The sequence below is a fragment of the uncultured Clostridium sp. genome, assembly GCF_947039605.1.
Classification (GTDB): domain Bacteria; phylum Bacillota; class Clostridia; order Clostridiales; family Clostridiaceae; genus Sarcina.
On the sequence record NZ_CAMQZG010000043.1, the window covers coordinates 1 to 23930 of the forward strand.

24 protein-coding genes and 1 pseudogene are annotated in these 23930 nt (G+C 26.8%); 6 read left to right on the forward strand and 19 right to left on the reverse strand.

The genetic code is table 11. The features are described 5' to 3' along the window. Together Q0V24_RS13580 and Q0V24_RS13585 are read right to left on the reverse strand one after the other, a co-directional pair. Nucleotides 1-478: pseudogene (locus Q0V24_RS13580) on the reverse strand (hypothetical protein); the annotation flags it as partial. 185 nt (nucleotides 479-663) lie between these two features. Next, nucleotides 664-1104, reverse strand: a complete 441-nt coding sequence (locus Q0V24_RS13585; RefSeq protein WP_297522334.1) for a hypothetical protein — start codon at nucleotides 1102-1104, stop codon at nucleotides 664-666. A gap of 786 nt (nucleotides 1105-1890) precedes the next feature. Here Q0V24_RS13585 and pnuC (Q0V24_RS13590) point away from each other — a divergent pair. Further along, a complete protein-coding gene (gene pnuC, locus Q0V24_RS13590) occupies nucleotides 1891-2673 on the forward strand; it encodes a nicotinamide riboside transporter PnuC (protein ID WP_297522335.1) in 783 nt (260 codons plus the stop codon). Between the two features lie 250 nt (nucleotides 2674-2923). Further along, nucleotides 2924-3694, forward strand: a complete 771-nt coding sequence (gene pnuC, locus Q0V24_RS13595) for a nicotinamide riboside transporter PnuC (protein ID WP_297522336.1) — start codon at nucleotides 2924-2926, stop codon at nucleotides 3692-3694. Nucleotides 3695-3745: 51 nt separating this feature from the next. On the opposite strand, the gene Q0V24_RS13600 is transcribed toward pnuC (Q0V24_RS13595), so the two are convergent. The 4 genes from Q0V24_RS13600 to Q0V24_RS13615 form a co-directional block, all read right to left on the reverse strand. Continuing rightward, the gene (locus Q0V24_RS13600) at nucleotides 3746-4288 is read right to left on the reverse strand and encodes a lytic transglycosylase domain-containing protein (RefSeq protein ID WP_297522337.1); all 543 of its coding nucleotides are present in this window, start codon (nucleotides 4286-4288) and stop codon (nucleotides 3746-3748) included. 142 nt (nucleotides 4289-4430) lie between these two features. Beyond that, a complete protein-coding gene (locus Q0V24_RS13605; protein ID WP_297522338.1) occupies nucleotides 4431-5168 on the reverse strand; it encodes a metal-dependent hydrolase in 738 nt (245 codons plus the stop codon). A gap of 102 nt (nucleotides 5169-5270) precedes the next feature. After that, a complete protein-coding gene (locus Q0V24_RS13610; RefSeq protein WP_297522339.1) occupies nucleotides 5271-6092 on the reverse strand; it encodes a hypothetical protein in 822 nt (273 codons plus the stop codon). A 155-nt stretch (nucleotides 6093-6247) separates the two neighbouring features. Further along, complete coding sequence (locus tag Q0V24_RS13615; RefSeq protein WP_297522340.1) at nucleotides 6248-6598, reverse strand: SdpI family protein; 351 nt, start codon at nucleotides 6596-6598, stop codon at nucleotides 6248-6250. 299 nt (nucleotides 6599-6897) lie between these two features. Between Q0V24_RS13615 and Q0V24_RS13620 the strand changes: the two genes are divergently transcribed. Further along, on the forward strand, nucleotides 6898-7332 hold the full coding sequence (locus Q0V24_RS13620) for a hypothetical protein (RefSeq protein WP_297522341.1): 435 nt from the start codon (nucleotides 6898-6900) through the stop codon (nucleotides 7330-7332). Between the two features lie 163 nt (nucleotides 7333-7495). Beyond that, nucleotides 7496-9607 (forward strand): exonuclease domain-containing protein, encoded by a 2112-nt coding sequence (locus tag Q0V24_RS13625; protein WP_297522342.1) that lies wholly within the window; start codon nucleotides 7496-7498, stop codon nucleotides 9605-9607. 64 nt (nucleotides 9608-9671) lie between these two features. Here Q0V24_RS13625 and Q0V24_RS13630 read toward each other — a convergent pair whose 3' ends face one another. The 4 genes from Q0V24_RS13630 to Q0V24_RS13645 all read right to left on the reverse strand — a co-directional run bounded on the left by Q0V24_RS13630 (nucleotide 9672) and on the right by Q0V24_RS13645 (nucleotide 14438). Then, the gene (locus Q0V24_RS13630; protein ID WP_297522343.1) at nucleotides 9672-10220 is read right to left on the reverse strand and encodes a hypothetical protein; all 549 of its coding nucleotides are present in this window, start codon (nucleotides 10218-10220) and stop codon (nucleotides 9672-9674) included. Between the two features lie 73 nt (nucleotides 10221-10293). After that, nucleotides 10294-11049, reverse strand: a complete 756-nt coding sequence (locus Q0V24_RS13635) for a nitroreductase family protein (protein WP_297522344.1) — start codon at nucleotides 11047-11049, stop codon at nucleotides 10294-10296. Between the two features lie 25 nt (nucleotides 11050-11074). After that, nucleotides 11075-12547, reverse strand: a complete 1473-nt coding sequence (locus Q0V24_RS13640) for a hypothetical protein (protein ID WP_297522345.1) — start codon at nucleotides 12545-12547, stop codon at nucleotides 11075-11077. Nucleotides 12548-12677: 130 nt separating this feature from the next. Continuing rightward, entirely contained in the window at nucleotides 12678-14438 is a 1761-nt protein-coding gene (locus tag Q0V24_RS13645; protein ID WP_297522346.1) for a DUF4153 domain-containing protein, read from the reverse strand. A gap of 215 nt (nucleotides 14439-14653) precedes the next feature. Between Q0V24_RS13645 and Q0V24_RS13650 the strand changes: the two genes are divergently transcribed. Continuing rightward, the gene (locus tag Q0V24_RS13650; RefSeq protein WP_297522347.1) at nucleotides 14654-14884 is read left to right on the forward strand and encodes a hypothetical protein; all 231 of its coding nucleotides are present in this window, start codon (nucleotides 14654-14656) and stop codon (nucleotides 14882-14884) included. A gap of 59 nt (nucleotides 14885-14943) precedes the next feature. On the opposite strand, the gene Q0V24_RS13655 is transcribed toward Q0V24_RS13650, so the two are convergent. The 8 genes from Q0V24_RS13655 to Q0V24_RS13690 form a co-directional block, all read right to left on the reverse strand. Continuing rightward, nucleotides 14944-15231, reverse strand: a complete 288-nt coding sequence (locus Q0V24_RS13655) for a putative quinol monooxygenase (protein WP_297522348.1) — start codon at nucleotides 15229-15231, stop codon at nucleotides 14944-14946. Between the two features lie 99 nt (nucleotides 15232-15330). Further along, on the reverse strand, nucleotides 15331-16290 hold the full coding sequence (locus tag Q0V24_RS13660; RefSeq protein WP_297522349.1) for a CPBP family intramembrane glutamic endopeptidase: 960 nt from the start codon (nucleotides 16288-16290) through the stop codon (nucleotides 15331-15333). A 258-nt stretch (nucleotides 16291-16548) separates the two neighbouring features. After that, a complete protein-coding gene (locus Q0V24_RS13665) occupies nucleotides 16549-17484 on the reverse strand; it encodes a discoidin domain-containing protein (protein ID WP_297522350.1) in 936 nt (311 codons plus the stop codon). 197 nt (nucleotides 17485-17681) lie between these two features. Continuing rightward, a complete protein-coding gene (locus tag Q0V24_RS13670; protein ID WP_297522351.1) occupies nucleotides 17682-18047 on the reverse strand; it encodes a hypothetical protein in 366 nt (121 codons plus the stop codon). A 67-nt stretch (nucleotides 18048-18114) separates the two neighbouring features. After that, nucleotides 18115-18744: a methyltransferase gene (locus Q0V24_RS13675; RefSeq protein ID WP_297522352.1), complete on the reverse strand. Its 630-nt coding sequence runs from the start codon at nucleotides 18742-18744 to the stop codon at nucleotides 18115-18117. 124 nt (nucleotides 18745-18868) lie between these two features. Continuing rightward, nucleotides 18869-19420, reverse strand: a complete 552-nt coding sequence (locus tag Q0V24_RS13680; RefSeq protein ID WP_297522353.1) for a Uma2 family endonuclease — start codon at nucleotides 19418-19420, stop codon at nucleotides 18869-18871. A 165-nt stretch (nucleotides 19421-19585) separates the two neighbouring features. Then, entirely contained in the window at nucleotides 19586-20827 is a 1242-nt protein-coding gene (locus Q0V24_RS13685; protein ID WP_297522354.1) for a transposase, read from the reverse strand. 68 nt (nucleotides 20828-20895) lie between these two features. Next, the gene (locus Q0V24_RS13690) at nucleotides 20896-21828 is read right to left on the reverse strand and encodes a hypothetical protein (RefSeq protein ID WP_297522355.1); all 933 of its coding nucleotides are present in this window, start codon (nucleotides 21826-21828) and stop codon (nucleotides 20896-20898) included. A gap of 247 nt (nucleotides 21829-22075) precedes the next feature. On the opposite strand from Q0V24_RS13690, the gene Q0V24_RS13695 reads away from it, so the two are divergent. After that, nucleotides 22076-23254, forward strand: a complete 1179-nt coding sequence (locus tag Q0V24_RS13695; protein ID WP_297522356.1) for a hypothetical protein — start codon at nucleotides 22076-22078, stop codon at nucleotides 23252-23254. Nucleotides 23255-23427: 173 nt separating this feature from the next. Here the strand turns inward: Q0V24_RS13695 and Q0V24_RS13700 are convergent. Next, on the reverse strand, nucleotides 23428-23930 hold a 503-nt coding region (locus Q0V24_RS13700), incomplete at its 5' end, for an iron hydrogenase small subunit (RefSeq protein ID WP_297522357.1).

Here is a 23930-nt window from a genome sequence, read left to right on the forward strand (position 1 = left end):
GTTTTACTGGTTCTGGTTTCACTATTGGTTTTGTTGGCTCAACTGGTTTTACTGGCTCTGGTTTCACTATTGGTTTTGTTGGCTCAACTGGTTTTATTATCTCCGGTTCTGGTTGTGGTTCTGGGGTTTTTATTACTGGAGCTGGCTTTGGTGTATAGTCTTCAGTTTTATTAGAATTATTTACATTATTACTTGTCCCTACATTCTCTTCAACAGGGGCAGTATCTGTCTCATCTTCATAAGCAATTGTATTATCTGAATTATTTTCAACAGCTTCATTTTTAAATTGTGACTCCTTAGCTGTTGGATTTACATATGTACTTTCTACAAACTTTGTCCCCTCGGCTTCTTTATTTTTACTTATTAAGCTTGTACTACTAACCATTACTATAGTACCCATTATAACTATAAAAACAACAAATCCAATGGCAATAATAATTCTCTTATTGTCATCTTTGATATTATTAAATCTTTTCATATACTCTCCTTTTTCTTTTGTACCGCTTCATAATATCCCTATTACAAATCTAAATTCAAAGTATTTAAATACAATATAATTATACTAATTATTAGTTTTTTGTAAATGTCAAAATTTATACATTATTAATTAACAAAATAAATAGACAACCATTGCATTTTCTCGCACTGCTTGTCTACCTATATTTATAAACTTAAAAATAATTCATGTTGTTTAACTCTTAATGTATTAGAACTTTTATTTAGCATATCTATATACTTATTTAAATATATACTCTTTATTGGTAATTTCTTTTCTATTAATCTTACTGAATTAATTTTTTCATCCACATTAGATTGATAAAAATCTATTTTATTTAAAATATCTGTTCTTACCTCTTTATTTTTAACCTCTCCATATTCATCATGTAAAAATTCAATATAACCTAGGTTTCCCTCTGTATAAGCAAGTTTACTTATAAGTTTAAATGGACTTGTAAAACTATTTAGTGCCACTATGTATGTTGGTATCATTAATATAATCAATGCAATAATAATAAAAGTTATCTTATATACATTGTTTTTAAATAATTTCACGCCTATGAATATTACTAAAGCTAATATGCATAAAACTAAAATCAGTGCCAAAAAATCCCCTCATTTCATTACTTTAAATTACTCTTCATAGTATACCTTTTATTTGTATTTTTTTCTGTTATAGTAATTTCTAACTTCACATCAAAAAGTTATTTAAATTCATAGTTTGCTATTAGTACCGATGTAAAGTTATTACTTTTAATTTTTAATTACAAAATATTATCAATTTAGATAATATTTTGTAACATAGAAAGATCTTTAAATTTATAAATTTAAAGATCTCTACTTTCATATTTATAGTTACACCACAAATCAATATTATAATTGAAAATTAGATAACTCTAACTATATTGGCAGTAACTACTCCTTACTTTAAGACTTATTTATTTTTCTTATAGCTGTATATAGATTACATTTGCTTATAAATCTAAAATATATACTCTTAAATTTTGATTAGAAAATATTCTAAATGATTATGTTTTAAACATAATTCACAAGGAAACATTGTTATATTAATATATATTATTAACTTTCTCTCTTTATTCTCTTTCACTTAAAATTATTAAATTTCAAGTCTTTTCCGATTACAAAAATCCTTCTAACCCGGCATTTCAACTAAATTTAATATACATTTATGCATTTTTCTTTTTTTTATACTTTAAGTGAAAATAAGTGTATTTATTAGTATACTTTAGCAATGACTATCCTAACCCCCTATTAAAATATTTTTACAGTTTGATAATATACTAGCTTTTATTTAAAATCTATAAAGAAGATTCGTTAATTTATTATTTTATTATTTTTATAAATTAATACAAATCGGAGGATTTTAACAGTATGAAATTTTTTAAAGAACTATCACCCTTCCAGAAGATATTTTTTCTCTTCTTTATGGTAGCAGGAATTTTATCATTCTTTGTCCCATTATTTACAGGACAACAAAAGTTTGGTGAATTATTTGGAATATTCAGTATTATAGGACTTATATCATCATTATCAGGAGTTTTAACTTCTATCTATCAAGTAAGAGCAAATATATTTTGTTATTTTTGGTGGATTATGAATACAGTTACATATGGAGTAGTTGCACTACATGAAAATTTATATGGTCAATTCATTCAAAATATTATATTCCTTTTACCACTTGAAATATGGGGATTTATTTTATGGAAAAGAAATATGAGTACGTCTGAAGATGATTCAATAGAAGTAAAGAAATTTACACCAATTAAATGGCTAATGGCTATAGTATTTATCCTTATTTTTTGGTTTGTTTATGCAGAATTTTTAAAATTCTTACCAATAATATTTAAATCATTATTTGGAATGACAATACTTGCTGATAATCAAATAAAACTTGATTCATTCACATCTGTTATAACAATATTTGCGGTTTACCTAACATCAAAGAGATATATCGAACAATGGTATTTCTGGGTTATTGCAAATATCGGAATTGTACTATTTATCAAAAATATTATTTCTACTGGTGTATTCTCTGTATCTGATTTATCAGGTGCTCTTGTTTGGGCACAATACGGAACTGCATCATTCTATGGATTATATTGCTGGCTTAAACTTCATAAGAAACAACAAAGCAAAAAGCAAAAAACTTCATAACAAAAAAAATGCATCAAAATACTATCGTTGGTATTTTGATGCATTTTTTTTAGTTTGTTATTTCATTTTCTTAATTTTTAAAAGCTTACTAGCATTTTAGAGTATTTTAGCGTATATCTACTAAATCTCTACCCAACCTTCCCTTAAAATCATTTACTAATTTGTAAAAAAGCAAATAATCCCTTAGAATTTGTAAATACGATTCGTTAATTTATTTTTGTAAATAAACACAAACGGAGGAATTCATAATATGCAATTTTTTAAAAATTTTTCACTGTTCCAAAAAATATTCTTTTTATTCTTTGTAACAGCGGCAATCTTATCATTTTTTGTCCCATTATTTGTAGGGCAGTCAACATTCACTAACTTATTTAATATTTTTAGTATGATAGGACTTATTTCATCAGTTTCTGGTGTATTCACATCTATTTATCAAGTTAGGGCAAGTCTTGCTTGTTACTTTTGGTGGATAATGAATACTGTAACTTATGGAATGCTTTCATTACATCAAAACCTATATGGTCAATTCATACAAAATATAGCTATAATGTTGCCACTTGAAGTATGGGGATTCATATCATGGAAAAAACATTTAAACAGCACTCATAAGGAATCTATTGAAATAAGAAAATTCACTCCATTAAAATGGATAATCGCATTTGTAGTTCTTGCTATTTGTTGGTTATTATATGGAACTTTCTTATCTTATCTTCCGGATATATTCAAATCATTGTTTGGAATGGTAATTCCAGTAGATGGACAAGTCAAACTTGACTCATTCACATCTATAACAACAATATTTGCTGTATATCTAACATCAAGAAGATATCTTGAACAATGGTATTTCTGGATTGTTGCAAATGTAGGAGTTGTGTTATTTATTAAAAATATTATTACTACTGGTATTTTCTCAGTTTCTGATTTATCAGGTGCTATTGTACTTGGTCAGTTTGGAATAATATCAATATATGGTTTATTCTACTGGCTTAAATTACATAAAAAGCAACTTAGAGAATGCTAAAGAGGATGCCATTTTGGCATCCTCTTTTCATATTCATTTCTAATAATACTATTAATGTAAATAATAGTATGCTTTCTCATATAAATTTACTCTTTTAACATAATTAGATGTCTGAGTAAATGGTATGTTATAAAGATTTTGTCCATCTTTTGAATAGTCTTTGTTTTCTAACCATTTTTTAACATTTGTTCTTCCCGCATTATAAGCTGCTATAGCATTATTCTTATTATGGAACTCTGATTCTAGATTTTTAAGATACCAACATCCAAATTGTATATTAATCTTTGGATTATATAACATCTCTGGTGTAAAGTTTTTAACTCCTACTTTACCTGCAATCCATTCCCCTGTTGAATCTGTTATCTGCATAAGCCCTTTTGCATTCATGTTTGATGTAGCACTCGGATTATAATCACTTTCTGTTCTTATAACACCTTTTACAAGAAGAGGCTCTACTCCATATTCCTGACTATACTGATTTATGTAATCAGTATATTTATTTGGAAATACTACATCTTTAACATAAAAATATCCTAAAATAGAAAATACAAAGACTAAAAAAATAATTATTAAAACTATTATTCTTTTTTTCATAGTCCTCGTCCTTTGCTGCCATTCTAATCATATATTTTTTTAATATGATACAAATAATATACTATCATATTAAGTTTTTTACTAAGTTAATTTTTAATTACAGAACTAATCTATTTATTATAAGTTTATACCTCTAATTTAATTAAAACTTTACGTTACCAAGCATTAATAAAGATAGCACTACTACAACTGTACAAACAACTCTAGTAACATCTTCAATTCCTGATCCTGTTTTAAACCTTGTAAACTTTATTCTAAAATCTATAAATGGTTTAAAAAATGGAACTCCACCTCTAGTAAACATATCAAGAAATATATGACTTGCATAACCAACTAAAGCTCCTAGAAGATATACTCTTATATAATTATACAATGAATCACTATTTTCATATGCAATAAACATTGTAATTATAAATACAACCATGACTACAAGAGTCCAATTCTTCTTAGTAAATCTTTTATTCCTCTTACTAGGTATACTTTGAATTACAAAAAGCACTGATGTCATAAGTATAATCCCCACAACTATTGCAAAAATTATATGATTTCTTCCATTCATATTTCCATATAAAACATCTTCAAGTTTTATACCAAGTAAAGTTGTTAGAACACCAAATATTATAAGTGCTATAAGACTATGTGTACCACCTCTGTGCCCCATTGTTTCTGCTATGCATTTAGATATAGGTTTAACTCTTCTCCCAAGTGTACTAGTTGGAGAATCTATATCTGGTATAAGACTACCTATTGCCCCCCCTGCCATAGCTGCTACTGCAAATGCTATCGGGTCTTGAATAGGTATATGTAATACTTTTTCTATAAAAACTGGTGTTAAAGCACCAAATGCAATCCCACCAAATCTATGTGTTGGACCTAACAATCAATCACCACCTCCTTTTTATTTTACATATACATATTATAATTACTTAATTACTATTTATCAAATAGAAAAAAGTACCTAGCATAGCTAGATACTTTTTCACTAAGATGCTGCACCATTATTTGTGCTTGCAGCAATCCCTGAACTTATATACTTTATTGGATATTGTGCTGATGATAATACCCAACCTTTTTGACCTTTAAAAGATACATCTTGCATTTTATTAGCTGTATTTAATATATCAGCTTCATTATTTGAAGTAACTGGACTTATCTGATTAGGATTTATAACTCCTACTACTTTTGATAAATCTGTTGGATATTCATATAATTTTACTGATTGATTATTTGAATTTGCAAGAAAATCTACTTTAAATGGTGAATTCCCAAGTGTTAAAGCATATAAATTTGACTCATTTGGAATTAAAGTCATATTATCCGCTTTTACAAATGTGTCAGTCTTATACCCAAGACCATCAACATCTCCTGAAGCTGACCCTAGTATAAAGTATCCATCAACATATCCAATTACAAGAAGGTTAGTTCCTGCTGGATACTCTTTAACTGAACCAGAACCATCTAATATGGTATTATAAACTGATATAGGCTCATTTGAAGTTATCATTCCTGTTATTAAATAATCTGTATGCATATTACCATCTAGAAGCTGCATAGGAGCTTCATATGTTCCCTGTGGTATGTATATTCCATTCTGTAAATTTATTTTCTTACTTGTTGTATTCATATTTGCTGTTATCGGCATATTATTACTTAAACTATTTTGTGTATTCTCAAGTGTTGCTGCATTTATAAGTGTATCATTTACTTTTCTATCTGTTTTATGCTTACTCATAAATCCATGAATTGCAATTGCACCAATTAATACAACTACGCCTATAGTTACCCATAATTTTAATGATTTCATATTATTACTCTCCTAAATATGTATTCTAATTCTGTTTAAATTATATTAGTAAAGTAAAATTTAAACGTTTCAATTCCATTACAAAAGCCCTACTTTTGTATTAGAAAATATTTAAAATTAGAAAATTTAGGTATTAAAGTCCAACCCATTTCCTTCTATTTAAACTTCTTTTTCCTTCCTTTTTTGTCAAATTTAATTCTTAATATAATCTCAGTTCCAATCTGACAAAATAGTCCTGCAAAAAGCGAAGCAACTATTAATTGATATATATTAGTAGTTCCATAACTTCTTAAAAAATTAGAAACCAAAATTCCAAGAACCCCTCCAGCTATATACATTTTACTTGCAAGGTTATTTGCAAAAACCCATGCTTCATTACTTGCCTTAGATCTTTTAGTTCTATACCCTGCTCGGTCATTAATTTTTTCAGGGAATTTCTTTTTTGCCATAATTCCTGTTATTATAAAACTTACTCCTACTGCCCATGCAGCTATTAGTGTATCCATTTAGTCATCTCCATCATCTTTAGTTTTATCCTAAAACATCTTAAATAAAATTCAAATCAGATATTTTCTCTTTTCATTATAACATCATTTAGCATTTTTATTAAAAAATACATTAAATACTAAATTCACCTCTTCTAAATGAAGTAAATCTTAAATTTCTTCATTTTTTCAGCAAAGAATTCTTCATTTCACATAAAATAGACTCTTTTTTTTTTTTTTACAAGTTTATTTTTTAGTGTTAAGATTATTTTATGGCAAGTGATTTTAAAATAGAACTTAGAATATCGGAGGTTTTCAATATGAAAATTTATACACCAGAACAAATAGATAGAATGTTTAGTGAGTCAGATCACTTTGAAGAATTCAAAGCTTTCATAAATGAATGTTCTTTACAAGATGAGCTTACAAATATTACTTCAAATCACACAAAAAAAAGATTAGAAACTATCATAGCATTAGCTGAAAATCCTAAAAAATGTGACTTATGCGAAACATTACTTTGCAAACTTAAAGATGCTAAGAAAAATGCAGAACATATTCAAACATTAAAAGAATTTTATGGAAATGCAGAAATCGTTGAAGAAAGTGATTTAAAAGATTTATACAAGGAACTTAGAAACTTCCTTAAAAACTACAAAAAACATGATAATGTTCAAAAACATGAAGAAAGAATTGCTACTAAATGGATTAAAGATTTAACTAGAATTGAACCATCAATCCAAAAAGTAAGATAATTATTTAGACAATTAATAAAAAACTTATAGAATACTATTGCATATATTGATTTAATTTTAAATTATATGCAATAGTATTTTTTTGTCTTTACATAATAAATGTGATTAAATTCTCTAAAGAGGTTATAATTAAAGGATATGCTTAAATTTTAGGAGGAATAAAATGTTTTCTAATAAAGAACTTTTACAAGAAAGAATAAACGAACTAGATAATGTAATTCTAAATTATAAAAATAATAAGATTAATATTTTTTCATTTACAACTAAAGACAGAATGCTTGATTGCTTTATAAATAGCAATTTCTGCTTTTCATCTCAAGGTATCTATGAAAAAAATGATATAAATTTTGAAAACATAAAAGCTTCTGCAAATATTATAACAACAGATATTACTGGAGAAATTAATCTGATTGATGCAAAAAACAAACACACTTTTACAAGTAAAGAAGATGCAATTATTTTTATTAATTCGCCTTTAGATTTAGTAGTGGAAGCAATAGATACTATAGAAGAAAAAACAGATACTGCTATTTTAGAGAATGTTGAATATTCTGAAGATATTTTAGAGGATTTTTCAGTTCTTGAAACTTTAGATAATCTTTATACTTCTATTGATTATGATAAGATTCTTGCAATAGATTTTGAAACTGCAAATGAGTTCCATGATAAAGCTTGTAGTGTTGGTATTGCTATATATGAGAATGGTGAAATTACTGTTAGTAAAGAATTTTTAATAAATCCTGAAACTTACTTTAATCAAATGAATATTAATATTCATGGTCTTACTCAATCTATGGTTAAAGATGCCCCTACTTTCCCTACTATTTGGAAAAGAATTTTTGATATGATAGATAATCGAACTCTTGTTATTGCTCATAATGCTGCTTTTGATATAAGACTTTTACAAAAACTTATATCTATATATAAGTCTGAATATAAAGATTTTGATTATCTTTGTACTCAAAACCTTTATAGAAGTAATATAAAACTTGATGCTTATAATTTAAAAGCAGTTGGTGCATATATAGGCGAAACTTTTGAGCATCACAGAGCTGTTGATGATTCACTTATTTGTCTTAAAGCATTTTTACATATAGTTAATACAGAACGCTTATTTAATCGAACTCTTATAGAGAGTGAACTTCGTACAAGTGTAAGTAGATTTACTATGACAGATGAAACTAAAAGTTATACCGCTAGAGCTAAAAAACAGAATTTTAATAAATTTTCATCTAATAGTTTTAAAGCTAAAGATTTAAAGCCAAAATCAACTGACTTTGATGAGTCTCACCCTGTATTTGGAAAGATGTTCACTTTTACTGGTGATTTCACTACTTTTGCTAGTAAAGAAGAAGCTGCACAAAGAATTGTGGACCTTGGTGGTGTTTTTAAAGATGGACTTGTTAAAGCGAATAACTATTTAGTTAGAGGTATTAATCTTAATACCGGACTTCCTATGGATGGTGGAAAAGTTCAAAAAGTTGCTGATTATAATAATAAAGGCTGCGAAATTCAAATAATTTCTGAGTTTGAACTTATGAATCTTTTAAGTGTTAAGTCAGCTACTGAAACATCTATAGAACCTCAAGTAACTGAAGAAACTATCAAAGATTTAGAAGCTAAAACTGTGGTAGTTATAGAACCTAAAATTGAAGATTCTATTATTTCAGTAAACCTTGAAGAAATCATTTCAAATAGTAGTGATTCTGAAGTGGTTATTGAGATAAATCAAACTATTGAACCTCCTATAGTACCATCAATAGATATTTCTCAAAGAGATACTACAGCTGTAGTAGAAACTGTTGATACAAATATACCAAAACCAACTTCTACATTTAAACCTCGTAGCTCAAACACACAGTTATCAATGTTTGATTTAATGATGGGTGCAAAAGAATCAAATCAGCATGCTGAGGTTGCTATGACAGATTTATCTACTAATGAGCCAATAAAAAAAGAAACTCTTGTAGAGTCTTTAACAAAAGCTACTAATTTTACTCTTATAGCACCTAAAGGTGAGTTTTTTAAATTTGAAACTGAATCTGAAAAACTAGAAAAACTTAAACAATATAAACTTATTCCTGCTAAATCAATAACTTTTGATAAACCTATTTATTACAAAGGCGTTTATTCTGATGAAGCTATAAGATGTGATATTGTTGGTTATCTTGATTTAGATATTTTAATTTTAAATATTAATGACAAACTTCACTCTATAAGAGGAGAATACTTAAAGCAAATGCAAGATGCAAACTTTAGTATTTTTGAAGCTTAAACTTAATTCAACAAAAAGAGTGTGCTAATTTATTTCATTAGCACACTCTTTTTCTATTTTATAATCACATAAATTCAGATATACTTGCAACAAGTTTTGCTCTTTGTACTTTATCCGAAAATTGCTCAATTAAGTTTATTATTCCACCTAAAAGTTCTTCATCCATACTATCTTCAACAGTGTAAGTTGAAAGTATATCTTTTAAAAATGAATATTTGTTTCCTTTTGTTTTTAATGCATTTTCTATAAAACTTATAACTTTTGAATTATCATCAATTCTAATCAAATATTCTCCCATTGAACCAAGTGATTCAACATTATATTCCTCTGAATTTGATAACATTTCAAATGCCTCTGTAAAACTACACACCATCTCAAAAACTTTATCTGGCTCTTTCTCCATGAATGTTTCTAATAAATTTTGTGTTAGATCAAAAGACTGTGTTTGTGTTTTGATGATATATTCCCACATTGAAAAAGCTTTATCTCTATTCATATTAGCTAATCTATCTAATAGCTTTAAAATTTGTTCTGAATTTGCATCTAAGTCATCTTGTAAATTTATAATACTTTCAATCATAAGGTCTATTCTTTTGTTTTTATTTATAAACATGTTTACACACTCCATAAAAGTTTTATTAGAATTTTATTATTTAAGATAATTATACCACCTTATTCAAAAAAGTTTAAATATATACATTTTCCCCATCTTCCACTATCCATTTCCCAGCGTACCCAGTATCCAAACTTCCAAGTTCAAAGTGTAACATTGATATACCAAGGTCAATCTCTTCAAAGCCATGATTCTCTTTTGATATACTTGCATATACCTTTCCATCTTTATATTCATAGCTTATTGGCTTTTTATTTAATGCTGATGGAGCCTTTATAACACTTTCTAATCCACCTTTAATATAAGCTGGTATAATTTTTTCATCAGTTCTAAAAACATCATCCATCATTTTATTATTTTTAAGAAATGTTTTAACTAATTTATCTCTTAATTTAACTTTTTGTGCTGATCTTCCAATAGTTATTATACAAACTAATTCTTCATTTTCTTTTAAATCTAATTTTCCTATACAATGGTCTTTATCATAAGTACCACCAACCCAGCAAGTTCCAAGCCCATGACTTGTTGCTTCAAGTGCTAGTATTTCACCAAAATATCCTAGCTTCTTTTTATAGCCTACTAATGTTTTGTCTCCTACGAGTGCTATAAATGTCCTAACCCCTTCAAACATACCATATGTCGTTTTAAAATTACTAAAAGCTTTTGTTCCATCTTTTATAAGTTTAATATTTATTTTCTCTGTTTCATTCATTTGGGCTATTAAATCTTTAAGTCTGTGAATCTTTGTACTAGATATAACCTCTAATTTATAACGCCTTGTCGATTTTCTATTATCAATAGCTTCAATCCATTTTCTACTCTCATCCATAACTTACTCCTTCTCTATTTTCATACTATTCCATATCGTCATAGTCTGTCTCTAACTTTTTTATATCATGTTCCCACTCTGCAATTGAAAGGCTATAATTTCCACTTTTATCCATTTTGTGCATATCAACTAATTTTTTTAATGCTTCTATTACATTAAATGCTCCCATAGCAGGTGCTATAACTTCTTTTAAAAGCTTTGTTCTCTCACTTCTTGGAAGTCCTATATTATATTTAAAAATATTTAGATTAATATCTTTTTGATTTTTAAATTTAAGTTTGTAACTATGTGGTATCTTCTTATATATTTTTCTTACAATATCTGAATTAACAACTTTCTTTTTGCAAGTTTTACAGATTAAAATATTTTCTAATACTTCACCTAAAGAATTTTTAAGCATAGGGTCATAATACAATATACTTTGCCCAATAATCTTTAAATCTCCACCATCTTGATCACAAGTTCTAGTACTTTTATTAACTACAACTGACTTTAACGGCTCTAATTTTATCGCTTTAACTATCTTTTTTTCTACTACTTTAACTGGGCTACCTTTTACAACTGTACTAGGTTTTTCTGTATCAATTAATGATGTTTTAAAAAGCTTACTTTCATAATTAACATCATCAAGTACAACTTTCTTAGTCTCTTTTGCTATACTATATATATAACTTACTAAGTTCTTATTTAAAACCTTAATATTCATCATATTACTATCTAACAATGTAAAATCAAGTTTGATTTTCCCTACAAGGAAATTTATAAATAAATTATCAAATCTACTATCCATAGCCTTTATATAAAGGGGTTGTATGTAGTTTAATTTTCTTATATTTTCTATACCAAGATACAACCCTATTAACATTACATTTTGAATATTAGACTGACCAACTATAATTCGACCTGAATTTACTATTGATATTAAAATACTTTTTGCAATATCTTTATCTCTACTAAAAGCTGTTTTTCTTATAAATTTAATCATAAAATCTTCATCTATATAATTTTGCATCTCATATGTAGTAATTATCTGTGTAAAAACTTTTCTATAAAATCCATCAAACTTTTCAGGATTAAGCTTTTCTAATGATTTTACTAAAAATGCTTTCTTTTCTTCCTCTTTATCAAAACTATAAATACTATAAAAACAAAGTGCATCAACTAAAAGCTTATTTGACTTTTCTGTAAGCTTTAGTGATTCATCTCTGTTTATTAGCTCGAATAAAATTCTTATCTCACTTGCACTTTTTAGTTTAAGTGCTACTCCTAAAAGATAGTAAATTGACTTAATGTTAAATAGTTCTTTTGATAATTCTACTTTTTCACTCTTATTAACATCTACAGTATTTTTTACTATACTATTTTTTTCCTCTAAAACTTCAATTTTTTTACTTCTTATATATATCTCTTTATCTTTATTTGCTATTGCATTCTCTAAATTACTTATATATCCTCTGATATCATCAAATAACATTTCTACCTTTGATTCCTTTATCATAAGTTCGCCCCTTTTTTTTAGTCTAACTTCTATTATATACTATTTTTTTCTTTAGAACAAAAATAAAGGTTGGTATTTTCACACCAACCTTTTTCAACTCTATATTTTTTATAATTCTTAATTTAATCCCTTAAAGATTACTACACTCGTAATAATTATAATCAAACCATTCTAAATCTTTAGATTTAAATTTCTTTAATACATCTTTATTAAAGTATCCTTTATCAACACCATCAGCTATTTCAAATTTAGCATCATATGATAATGATGTTAAATAATCAACATCTAAAAGTCTTTCATCACCACTTTGTGTATATCTATTTACATTATACTTAACTATATAGGCATCCATATTTATATAATTTACACCAATATAAAAAATCATAGCTATTATAATTATATAATTCCACATTTTAAACTTTTTAAATATATTTATAAGAAGTACTACAAGTAAAATCATTAAAAATCCTACAAATACAATTGATATAAATCTTAATCTTGTAAGTCCATATCCACCAATATAAATTACTAGTGATTTGATAGAACTTGCTGCCATACATAAACTTAACGCTGTCATAATAGCATATAATACTTTTGATATTTTATTTTCTTTTGTTTTGCCTCTAAAGAACATTATCATAATTATATTTAAAAGCACAACAAATACTAATTGAAAGAACCCTTCTCTTGCAACACTTGAAAATGTTTCTACTTCTTGATTCAGAGTTGATAGTACAAACACTAAATATAATCCATTTATCATAATTAAAACAGTATTTAATATTCTTACATTTAGTTTTACTTCTACCTCTTTTTTTTCATTAACAATCTTTACTCCCCCATCAAATTGAACATTCATTGTATTTAAAAATACTACCATATATGCAAAAATTGCCACACTTACTATAAATCCAAAAATCAAATTCTCTAAACTACTTAAATTAAAGTTAAATAAATTAATTACCAAATTTACTACTATTGATGCAAACTGAGAACTTGCACTTGCAAGTATTGCACCAAGTATTCCAAGTATAGGTATTGAAATTATTAATCCAATTATAATATCTTTTGCAAGACCACTTTTTTCAGTCCTTTTCTTATCAGTTCTAAATAATGCTAAAATTTTAATCCCCTCAGCATGAGTAAGAGGACTCACAATAACAAGATACAGTATCTTTTTTAAAAACCCTAAAAATACAAACTCTATCTCACTTGTAAATGCTAATCTTATTCCACCTAAAATAAATATTGGAACCACAAAAATATTTATAGCTCTAAATACTTCATTACTAAAAATTGAAAATGTAATTGACAATGCAGCACCTGTAATTAAAACTGCCACCCCAGTACTGCTCTTAATATTTCTTCCTTTAAACCAAAGAAGATATCCTCCAATGACAAAACTTACAAAAGTAGTCCAAACCCCAACAGTATTTATTCCCTCTGCATTATAAAATAAACTTATTCCAAATAATAATCCTACAATAACTGAAAAAATTAAATCTATTTTTTTAATACTCTTCTCTTTCTTTCCTAAAACTTGATTTTTTCTAATATCATCATATTCTCTCATTTCATAACATAGAGAATAATCATAAGCAATTTCTATGTATAAACTCTCTATGTTATCAATATTTGCATCAAAGTTTCTAAACTTTTCATTCTCTATCTCTATATAATCTAAACTAGCAAAAATAATATTAATATCCTCACCATAATATTTTAGATTTCTTTTGTTTTTTATTAAAATCTCTCCACTATCAGCATTTAATTCTTTCTCTAAATATTTTAAAATTTCTTTATCCGATTTATTTCCCTCAAATTCTAAAAACTGCTTTTGATTATTTATCAAAAAGCTGCTTCGTGTCTTAATAAATATAATATTTCTCATAATTTAATCTCTCCTTAAATATTCTACTCATTAAAAATAACACATTATTTTTATAATTTCAACATCTTTTTATTCTTTTTCGATATATAAATCTCGTTTTATCAATATTTTTTCATATTTATCTTACTAATAGTATGCAACTTCATTGCCATATTGTAGGAATATACTTTTCATATATTTACCTAAAAATCTATTCTACGATAGGAGATTTTAAAATGGATAAACCTAAAAATGATTTAAATATAAAAAAATTATTTACACTTGCTTTTAGCTCAATAATAATCTTTGGTATTGGCTTATTATTAATAACAAATATCATAGACCTTAGCAATGTAGTTCTTAGATATATCGCTGCTGTTATTTCACTTATTTGTGTTATAACAATCGTTATATTTGTTTTTACTTTTATAATTGGACTTGTTACCCTTATTGATAAAAAAAAGTAAAAATCCATTCAAAAAAATAAAAGTCCATTCAAAAATTGAATGAACTTTTACTTTTTATATTAAAGAGTTACCTCTTCAAGTGTTTTTATCTCTAAACTATTCTTTAAAGAATCAACAGCACCTATTACCTCTTTAAAATGTTTAGTATCCATATGTTCTTTTAAAGCCTTCGGACTTTCCCAAACTTCTATAAAAGTAAAAATATTATCTTCCATAACATCTCTAGTTAAATTATATGAAATATTTATCTTTTCCTTTCTGCTCTCTTCCACAAGTCTTAATGCATGCTTTAAAAACTCATCTACCTTATCTTTTTTAACATCAAATTTTGCTATTACTGAAATCATTTAGTTCACGCTCCCATGTGTTATTTTGATTTACTTTTTTATTTTTATCTATATATATTTAATTATACACTTCACTATTATACTATACATTACTCTTTTTTACTTTATCTGAGTATGTTGTACTGTGTGATTTGGCATTGGTATAAAAATATATCCAATACCAAGACCTATATTTATAGCAAAAAGAACACATAAAATAACTATAGTTTTCCTAAATTGTTTTGTAGGTCTGTGTATTTGTCTTTTATAAATTCTTGTTGCAATAAGTATTAATGCAGGAGATATTACAAGTACTGCTATTGAAATAAATCCACCTGTAGGCGCTCCGACAGAATGTGATATATACAATATAAATAATCCAAAAAATGTTGCTATAAAATTATTTATCATATGAACTGTAATATCACCAAGTATAGAATCTGTATACACGTACATAAGTGCCATTGCTATTCCACTAAAGAATACTGCTACACCTTGAACTAAATCTCCATGTGCAATTCCAAAGAATATTGATGATAATATAACTGCATAAATTCTTGTAGTTTTTCTATCTAAATAATTAAATAGAATTCCTCTAAAAAGGAATTCCTCTGCTATAGGACCTACAATTATAAGTGCAATATAAGCATATATGCTATTCATATCAGAGAAAAATTTAATTGTATGTGCTGGGTTAACTCCTACTATTCTACAAACTATTTGTGCTATCATAGATGAACAGATAGCTGTTCCTATTGCAAGAGGTACAACTACAAATAACTTCTTAGGTGCAAAACCTTTAAGTTTTAATGTGCCCCTAATACTAATATTTTTCTTTACTGCAAATATAATAAGTATAGCTATTATAACAACTAAATCTCCTGCTAAAATTAAAAGACCATTCTCATTAGCTGTAAAATGAGTTATATGCTTAGTATGCATTGATTCAAAGAATTTCCTATCAAAATTACCTGTTACTCCAAGAAAAAATAACATCCCAACATTTTGAAACAAATAAAATCCTGCAATACATAAAACTCCAAATAAAATCCCTTTTATATATTTAAAATAATTAACCAAAATACCAACTCCTAAAATTATTGTTGATACCTCTCTTTTGCGATTGATTAATACTAACAAAGAAAACCTTTAACTACAAATTCTTTAAAATATCAATATAGAAATTTTAAAGAATTATAATTATCTTTTCTCATATAATCCTATTAAACATTAAGAAAAACATTAATTTTAATGCTATTATTTACCTATTATTTAAATCTATTGCTAGAAAAAAAGACCTAAATTTCAGATTTAGGTCTTCCTTATATTTTTTTAATTTTAATGTTCAAATACTTCTCCATCAAAGAATACTTCACATTCTCCAACTTCACCAATTCTTGAACCCAAATCAAGTTGAACTATTACATCAAATCCATCTTTATTCCCAATAGCAGGTCCTCTAAATAAATATATAAAGTTAGTTGTATCCTCACCTTTTTTTGTGTAATAATCATCTAATATCTTCTGTGCATCATCTTCTGTAAAAGTATCAGATGATGTACTCGTATTTTCACTTATATTTCTTTGAATTGTTTCCTCAGCTATTGTAGCACCTGTAAATTCTTTACTTGAAAGTTCATTAATGTGCGCATCATTTAAACTTCCAACATCCTCATAACCTTTAATATCTATTTCACCAATACATGTATCCTCATACTTATCCCCATTATAAACATCAAGTATTGTAACTTTTATAGAAGAGGTTTTTATTCCTTTATCAAGTTTTACACTTTGAGCCGATGAAATACCATCCTGTAAGTCCCCAACTACTGTGCTTCCATCAGAAAATTCTAATTTAACTCTCTTAACTCTATTATTATCATAATAAAGCTTTGATGATTTAGCATAGCCGTTCACTATTGTAAATTCTTTAACCATAGTTTCCATCCCAAAATCTAATGTTATTCCTTCATTTATTCCATTTCCATCAACACCTTCAACCCAAGCAGTATCCTTATTATTATCTATAATAAGCATAGGGTCATATGAAATTCCATGCCCATCATCTAAAACAGAAGTTCCTGTAATAGCCCCAAATGTAAGTTCCCTAAAATTATAGGTACTCAAATCTACTTTTTCTTTAATGCTTTCACTCTCTTCTTGTATTTGATTGGTGCTAGTCTCTGTATTACTCTCTTTTTCTTTTGCCCCACACCCTGCTATAAGCATTGTTGCCCCAATAATTATCATTGTTGTAATTAACTTTTTTTTCATAAATCCCCCTATTTTAAATCATTAAATTATAACTAGTTTATCACCTTATATAATCGAATTATTAGAATTAAAGTAAAGTTTAAAATACCTTTACTTTGTAATTAATTACAAAACTTTCTTTACACTTTATTAACTAAAATAATAAAGGATGCTCTCTTAATAAAATTACTTTTTCCATTAAGATAACATCCTTTTTACTATTTATTTTTTTCACTAATCAAATTTATTAAAACTCCAAATAGCCCACCTGCAAGCAAACAAATAACCAAAGTAAGTATATAATATCCTTTAGTATAATCTACTAATACTACAAATAGCATCAATCCATACTGAAAAACTCCACTAATTAAAATATTAAATATACGCTTTGAGATATTTTTAAACTTCTCTTGTACAAGTACAACAATACATTGAATTGCAATTATAACTAGCAACACAATTAAAGGTGGTACTTTTACTGGAACTTTTGTAATAACATGCCCTGCTATATAACATAAATAAAGTATTAAAGTAGTTGTAAATATTTTAGTAGATAAAAATTTATCTAAATTTAAATTACGCATTTTTTACCTCTTCATCTTTTTTTATAATTATATCCCTTTATTATGTCATCCTAACTTCACTTCATAATTAAAACTCTAAACTTCCATCCTCACTAAAACTCATTTTATAAACTACAAATCTATCTCTACTATCAGTCTTAAAGTCATCCATCCTAACCTCTTTTACTAATGAAAATACAGTATACTGCTCTAAGAAAAATATATAATCATCTGATGGATAATAAAGTATGAGTTCTACATCCCTTTTAAACTCATATACAGAACCTAAAATATTATCTAAAACCTTCATAAAAATCTCTACTGAAAATGGATTAAAGAAATAAAACTTATTATCCTCTTCTTTAATCTCATACTCCTGTGCAAAAGTACAAACAAAACTCACCTTGTCTTCCTTTACCTTTTGCTTTTCTATGTAATCTTTTTTATTACTAAGTGCTTGTTTGTAAAAATATTTATTCATCTCAATTCCTGTAACCCTGCATTTAAAGAAATGATTCAAATAAAAATTAAGTCTTCCCTTGCCACACCCAAAATCTATAACACTATCAGTCCCACTAATTTTATACTCTTCAAAAAGTGTATTTAGTGCCTCATAACTTGTTGGCTCATATCTGTTATAGTGTATTGATGTTTCCTCTAAATCTTGCTTACCTGCTGTTTTTATACTAAGCAGATTTTCATAATATTGTTCTTTCATTTTTACTTTTCCTTTTATTTTATTATTTTATGTTACCTTATATAGGAACTACATATAGTATATCATCTTCACAATCTCTATTCATACAAAAAGCCTACTCAATTACTATGAGTAAGCTTTTAAACTAATCTATATCATAAAAAACTCTTGCTAAATCTATTTCTAATCCTTCAAATTTTATAGATTTATATATATCATTTCTTTCATAAACCTTTATAGTTCTAAATAAGTTCTCTTCTAACTTTAACTGAACTAAAGAACCGTCCTGATAAACTAAACAATACTCTTCAACCCCATACCTTGCATATAACTCCATTTTAGTTAACGTATCAAGAGATGCATTACCTTTTGAAACTACCTCTATAATTAAACTTGGGACTATAATAATAGATTCTCCTTTAGTTTTTATAATCTCATTTTTTGAACACACTACAAAAACATCTGGTTTTACCTTACTCTCATCTAGAATAACTTCTATTTGCTCTGAGTAAACTTCACAATGTTTTTTATAAAAGAAATCATCAATCTTTGCTGTAAACCTCATAGTTATTTTATTATGCGTTTTTGAAGTAAAACTACTATAGTAAATTTCATTATCTATTAGTTCTACATCTTTTCCTTGTGCGCATAGCTCTTGATATATTAAATTATTATCAACTTCATTTAATTTCCTCATTTACTCACATCCTTATTGCTTTCTAAAATATATCATATATTAATTATACACTATTTAGAAGTTCTTTAAGCTTTTGATAAATAAATTCCTCATAGTTAAGTTGAACTACTACTCCTACAAAAGGTATAGATTCTTTTAGCGTAGATTGGTATTTAAATTTCTACCTTAACAGGCAACCCTTATACGCTTGGGAGAGTCCAATTTCCCTTTATCCCTCATAATTTCCACTAATTTGGGAATACATTTTTCTGACTTTCTAAGTATATTTAAACTTCCATTAATATCCGAATTTACAATTCCAAAACTACTTACAAAAAGACCTCTTACTATTCTTCTTGATTTATCATAACTTTTTTTCGTAATAGACTCTAAATCAAAAGCAGAACAACCACTTGTGTAGCTTTCTTCTTGAAATTTAACCTCTATGCCTTGTAATTTAGCTTTATATACTATTAATTTAGTTAAATATTGTATTGGAATTTGAACAAAAGTTTTATTAAAATCCATATTTTGCTTAATCTCTTTTAATTTTCCTATTACTATCTTTCCTACATTATTTTCAGTAGCTTTATCAATTATAGATTTAGAAACTTTGTGCATATAATCATTGATATAATTTTTTCTATATCTTCTATATTTATTAATTTTTTTAGTATTTTTAAACTTAGAGGCTCCATATTTAAACATTTCTATTGATTGTAAATGTGCTATTTTCTTATTTGTATAAGAATTAACTGATTTAAGTTTTTTTCCACAAAATAGATATTGATTTAAACCATCCTTAAATGTTAAAGTTGCTAAATTATCTAATCCTAAATCAATACTCATAATATTAGTTTTATTATTTTTTAATTCCTGCTTATTATAAATTATAATTAAGCACCAACACTTTTGTATTTTATCATAGTTAAGCCTTGCTTGTTGTAAGCTATTCCAATTTATAATGCTTTGCAGTTTTTTAGAAACTGTAAAATTAAGACTTTCCACATTAAATAATGACTTTATAGCTTTTGATAATGATAATTTTAATAACCCATCAGTATATCTTATAGCAAGATTAGTAAATATAATTTCATTCTTATTCTTATCAAGATTTTTAAATCTAGGTGGTCTTGGCATTGCTCTGTATTTACTTGGATTTGCTCCAAAATCCTTAATACTTGCAAAATAAGACTTCCAGTTTTGCTCTAACACTTTAAACATTTGCTGTCTAGTATGGCTATGCAAGAAATCGCAATGCCAGTTAGACTTATATTCTTTCTCAATTTCATAATAGTTTTTAACACCTTTTTCTCTTAAATCATAGTTAATAATGTTGTATAGCTTAGTTGTATGATAAGATAAATCTTCTATTATTTCTAATTGTTTTTCATCAATATTAGATTTAAATTTAAAACTTAATTTCATTTATTCCACCCCCCTTGCATAGTTATCTATGTGTTTATTGTAACTCTACATTATTCTTCAATTATTTATTATTTTGTATTTTTATATAGCATTATAATAAAGTTTATAACTACATATAAAATTACAATACTTGTTATTATAATTTGAATTATCCCTAAAACTTTAAAAAGTTCCACCATAGGATAAACATGATTCTTTAAATATCCCACAAATTTAAAAGTCGCAAGTGTACTTATACTAAGTGGAAATGTAAATGATGCAAGACCTGCTACAAACTTCTCTGAAAATAGTTTAACTCCAAAGTAATAAGCTATGATAAGATTTATAAACATTGTAACTACTAAAACCCCTAAGAATATAGGGTTTATATAGCTATACACAGCAAACATCCCAGCAAGTATAAGTGCTGCTGGTGCTGCAATTATCCCTATAGTTAATAGTTCTTGTTTATTTAGTGATTTATTAAATATTCTATATAAAATAAATGGATAGAATAAAAAATATGTTAAAATCCCAAAATAAAGCATGTACTTTGAAACTCCTATAAAACCTAAATGCATTCCTGTTATAGTCCCCGTTACAATTCCAACATATGTCACATACCAACTAGGAATAATCTCACTAAATTTATGATTTTTGATTCTATAATAACTATATATAACTATAATTGCTATATGTAAAATTGCAGAAAAAAACCATAAACCTCTTCCTATTATAGGTGAAAATTTAAAAATAACCGTTGCTATTAAAAAAAGTGACATATCTATAGTTGTATAAAAACTGCTTGGTATGTAATTTTTAATTTCTAACGCAACTACTTTTGGAAAGTAAAAAACTCTAATAATCATAAATAATATAGCTATACTAGCAAAGATTATAGCAAGTATTTTAATACTCACAATTTGAAACTCAGTATATACATTTCCAAGAATTAAAAACCCAAGAGCACATCCACATACACCTATAGGATAATTTTTAAGTTTATCTAGATATAACCTCACTACCTCACCCCTCTTTCCCTCTAAATATTTTTATATTTAATTATACCATCCAAATAATAGATTAAAGTTAATTTAAAATATCACTTTCATCATATAATCTAAAATGTCTAATAAAATTTTTAGAAGTATTTTTTACTCGTTCTTGCTTTGACATACTTATGTAAATCCTTCTTTTTAAATTAAAGGTAAAATTTAGATAACTTTATAAAAAAGAATACATATACTGTCTTTAAAGGAGATTTTACAAATGAAAAAAGTATTAATAGCAATCATAATTGCTGGTGTTGCACTTGTAGCTTTTTATGGAACTGAACATGTGGTTCATGCTACAACTCACAAAACTGATAATGTAGTACAAGAAAGTAATGCACAAACTGCACCAAGTAATAATAATAATAATAATAATAATAATAATGCTAAACAAAGCAGTCAAACAAATACTACACAAACAAATAATGCACAAATTAAAAATACCACTAGTACATCTAGTTCAAATATAAAAAATACTACACAAAAAGCAAATTCTACACCTGTTACTAACAAGGAAGTAAGCCAAGCTACTAGCCAAAATTCTAATACTTCATCAACAGACTGGAAAAATATAAATGCAACTGGTGTTTTAAGCCCTGAAACTGCACAATATTTTTCACAGCAATTAATTAAATTAAATAATGATGCAAATACCTTTATAGAGAATCATCAAAAAGATCAAGGAGAACTTGATGAGGGTGCTGAAAACGGTAATAAGCTAATTACAAACTTTGTTAATAATAAAATTGTACCTGCTATTCAAAGTAAACTTAGTGGTTCACAATTATCAAACTTTAATAGCTTAGTTTCTGAATTTAATCAGTACAATCAAAATTCTGTATTATCTCTTTACCCAAATAGTCACGGTGGAAGTATCCTACCATTGCTTCAATACTCACAAGCTATGACTTATGAAAATAACTTTGCAACTTACCTTATAGGTGGCTATGTTGATACAGGAGTTAGTCCTCTTTTAAGTCAGCAATTTATAGATGCTTCTAATAATATATATGATAATGCAACTTATAAAAAATTCATAAATAATGTATCTGAAACTCAAAACACATCAACTCATCTTGCAGGACGAGTTAATAAAGATAATGCTAAAGATGTTTTAAATACTTATAACTATATTTATGAATTATGGAATACTCAAATAGATAATGTTTATAATTATGTAAAAGCTAATTCAGGTGGAGATATAAATTCTCAAAACCTTACATCAACAGAAAAAATTTGGATTAGTTTTAGAGATAACATTGTAAGTCAGGCTGGAAATGGCTTAACTGGTATTAATAAAGAAATCGCAGAAAAGAGAATGGCTATAAGAATGACACAACTTCAAACTTATAACCTTATGGGAGATTTATCATCTAATGTAGGTGTTCACTACTAATTAAAACTCAAAAGGGGCTGTCGCATTAGCTAATTAATTTTTAGCTAGCGATAGCCCTTTTTCACTATATATTTTACTCAAATCCTGACTTTTTTTAAAGTTAGGATTTATTTTTTTGCAAAAAAAGACAGCCACACTAATTATTTAGTGCGACAGCCCCTTTTTTTATTCTATTAAATTACATTGCCTCTCTTATCACTTTTATATCTTCTATCTTTGTATTCAGTATGGAAGATTTCATGTGCTATTCCCTCACATGCCTTGCAGCCTAAAACTTCATACATTTTCTTTAACGCCTCATTCTCATGTGACTTTCTTTTTGGTAATAATTTTTCATCCTGATTATATAAAACATCCGCTCTTAGCTTTACATAATCTACTTTTTCTCTTGTGAGTGCATCTACAAAGGGCTGGCCTCCGCCATTTATGCATCCACCTTGGCAATCCATAACTTCAATTATTGTATAACCTTTAGCTAAATTACCTTCTTCCACAAATTTAAAGAAATTATTAGCCCCATTTATAACTGCTATTCTATGATCAGTCCCTGCTATATTAACAACAGATTCTTTCACTCCTTTAAAACCTCTAATTTCTGTATACTCAATATCATCTAAACTTTTTTGTTCAATTTTATCCTTTGCAGTTCTAAGTGCAGCCTCCATAACACCACCTG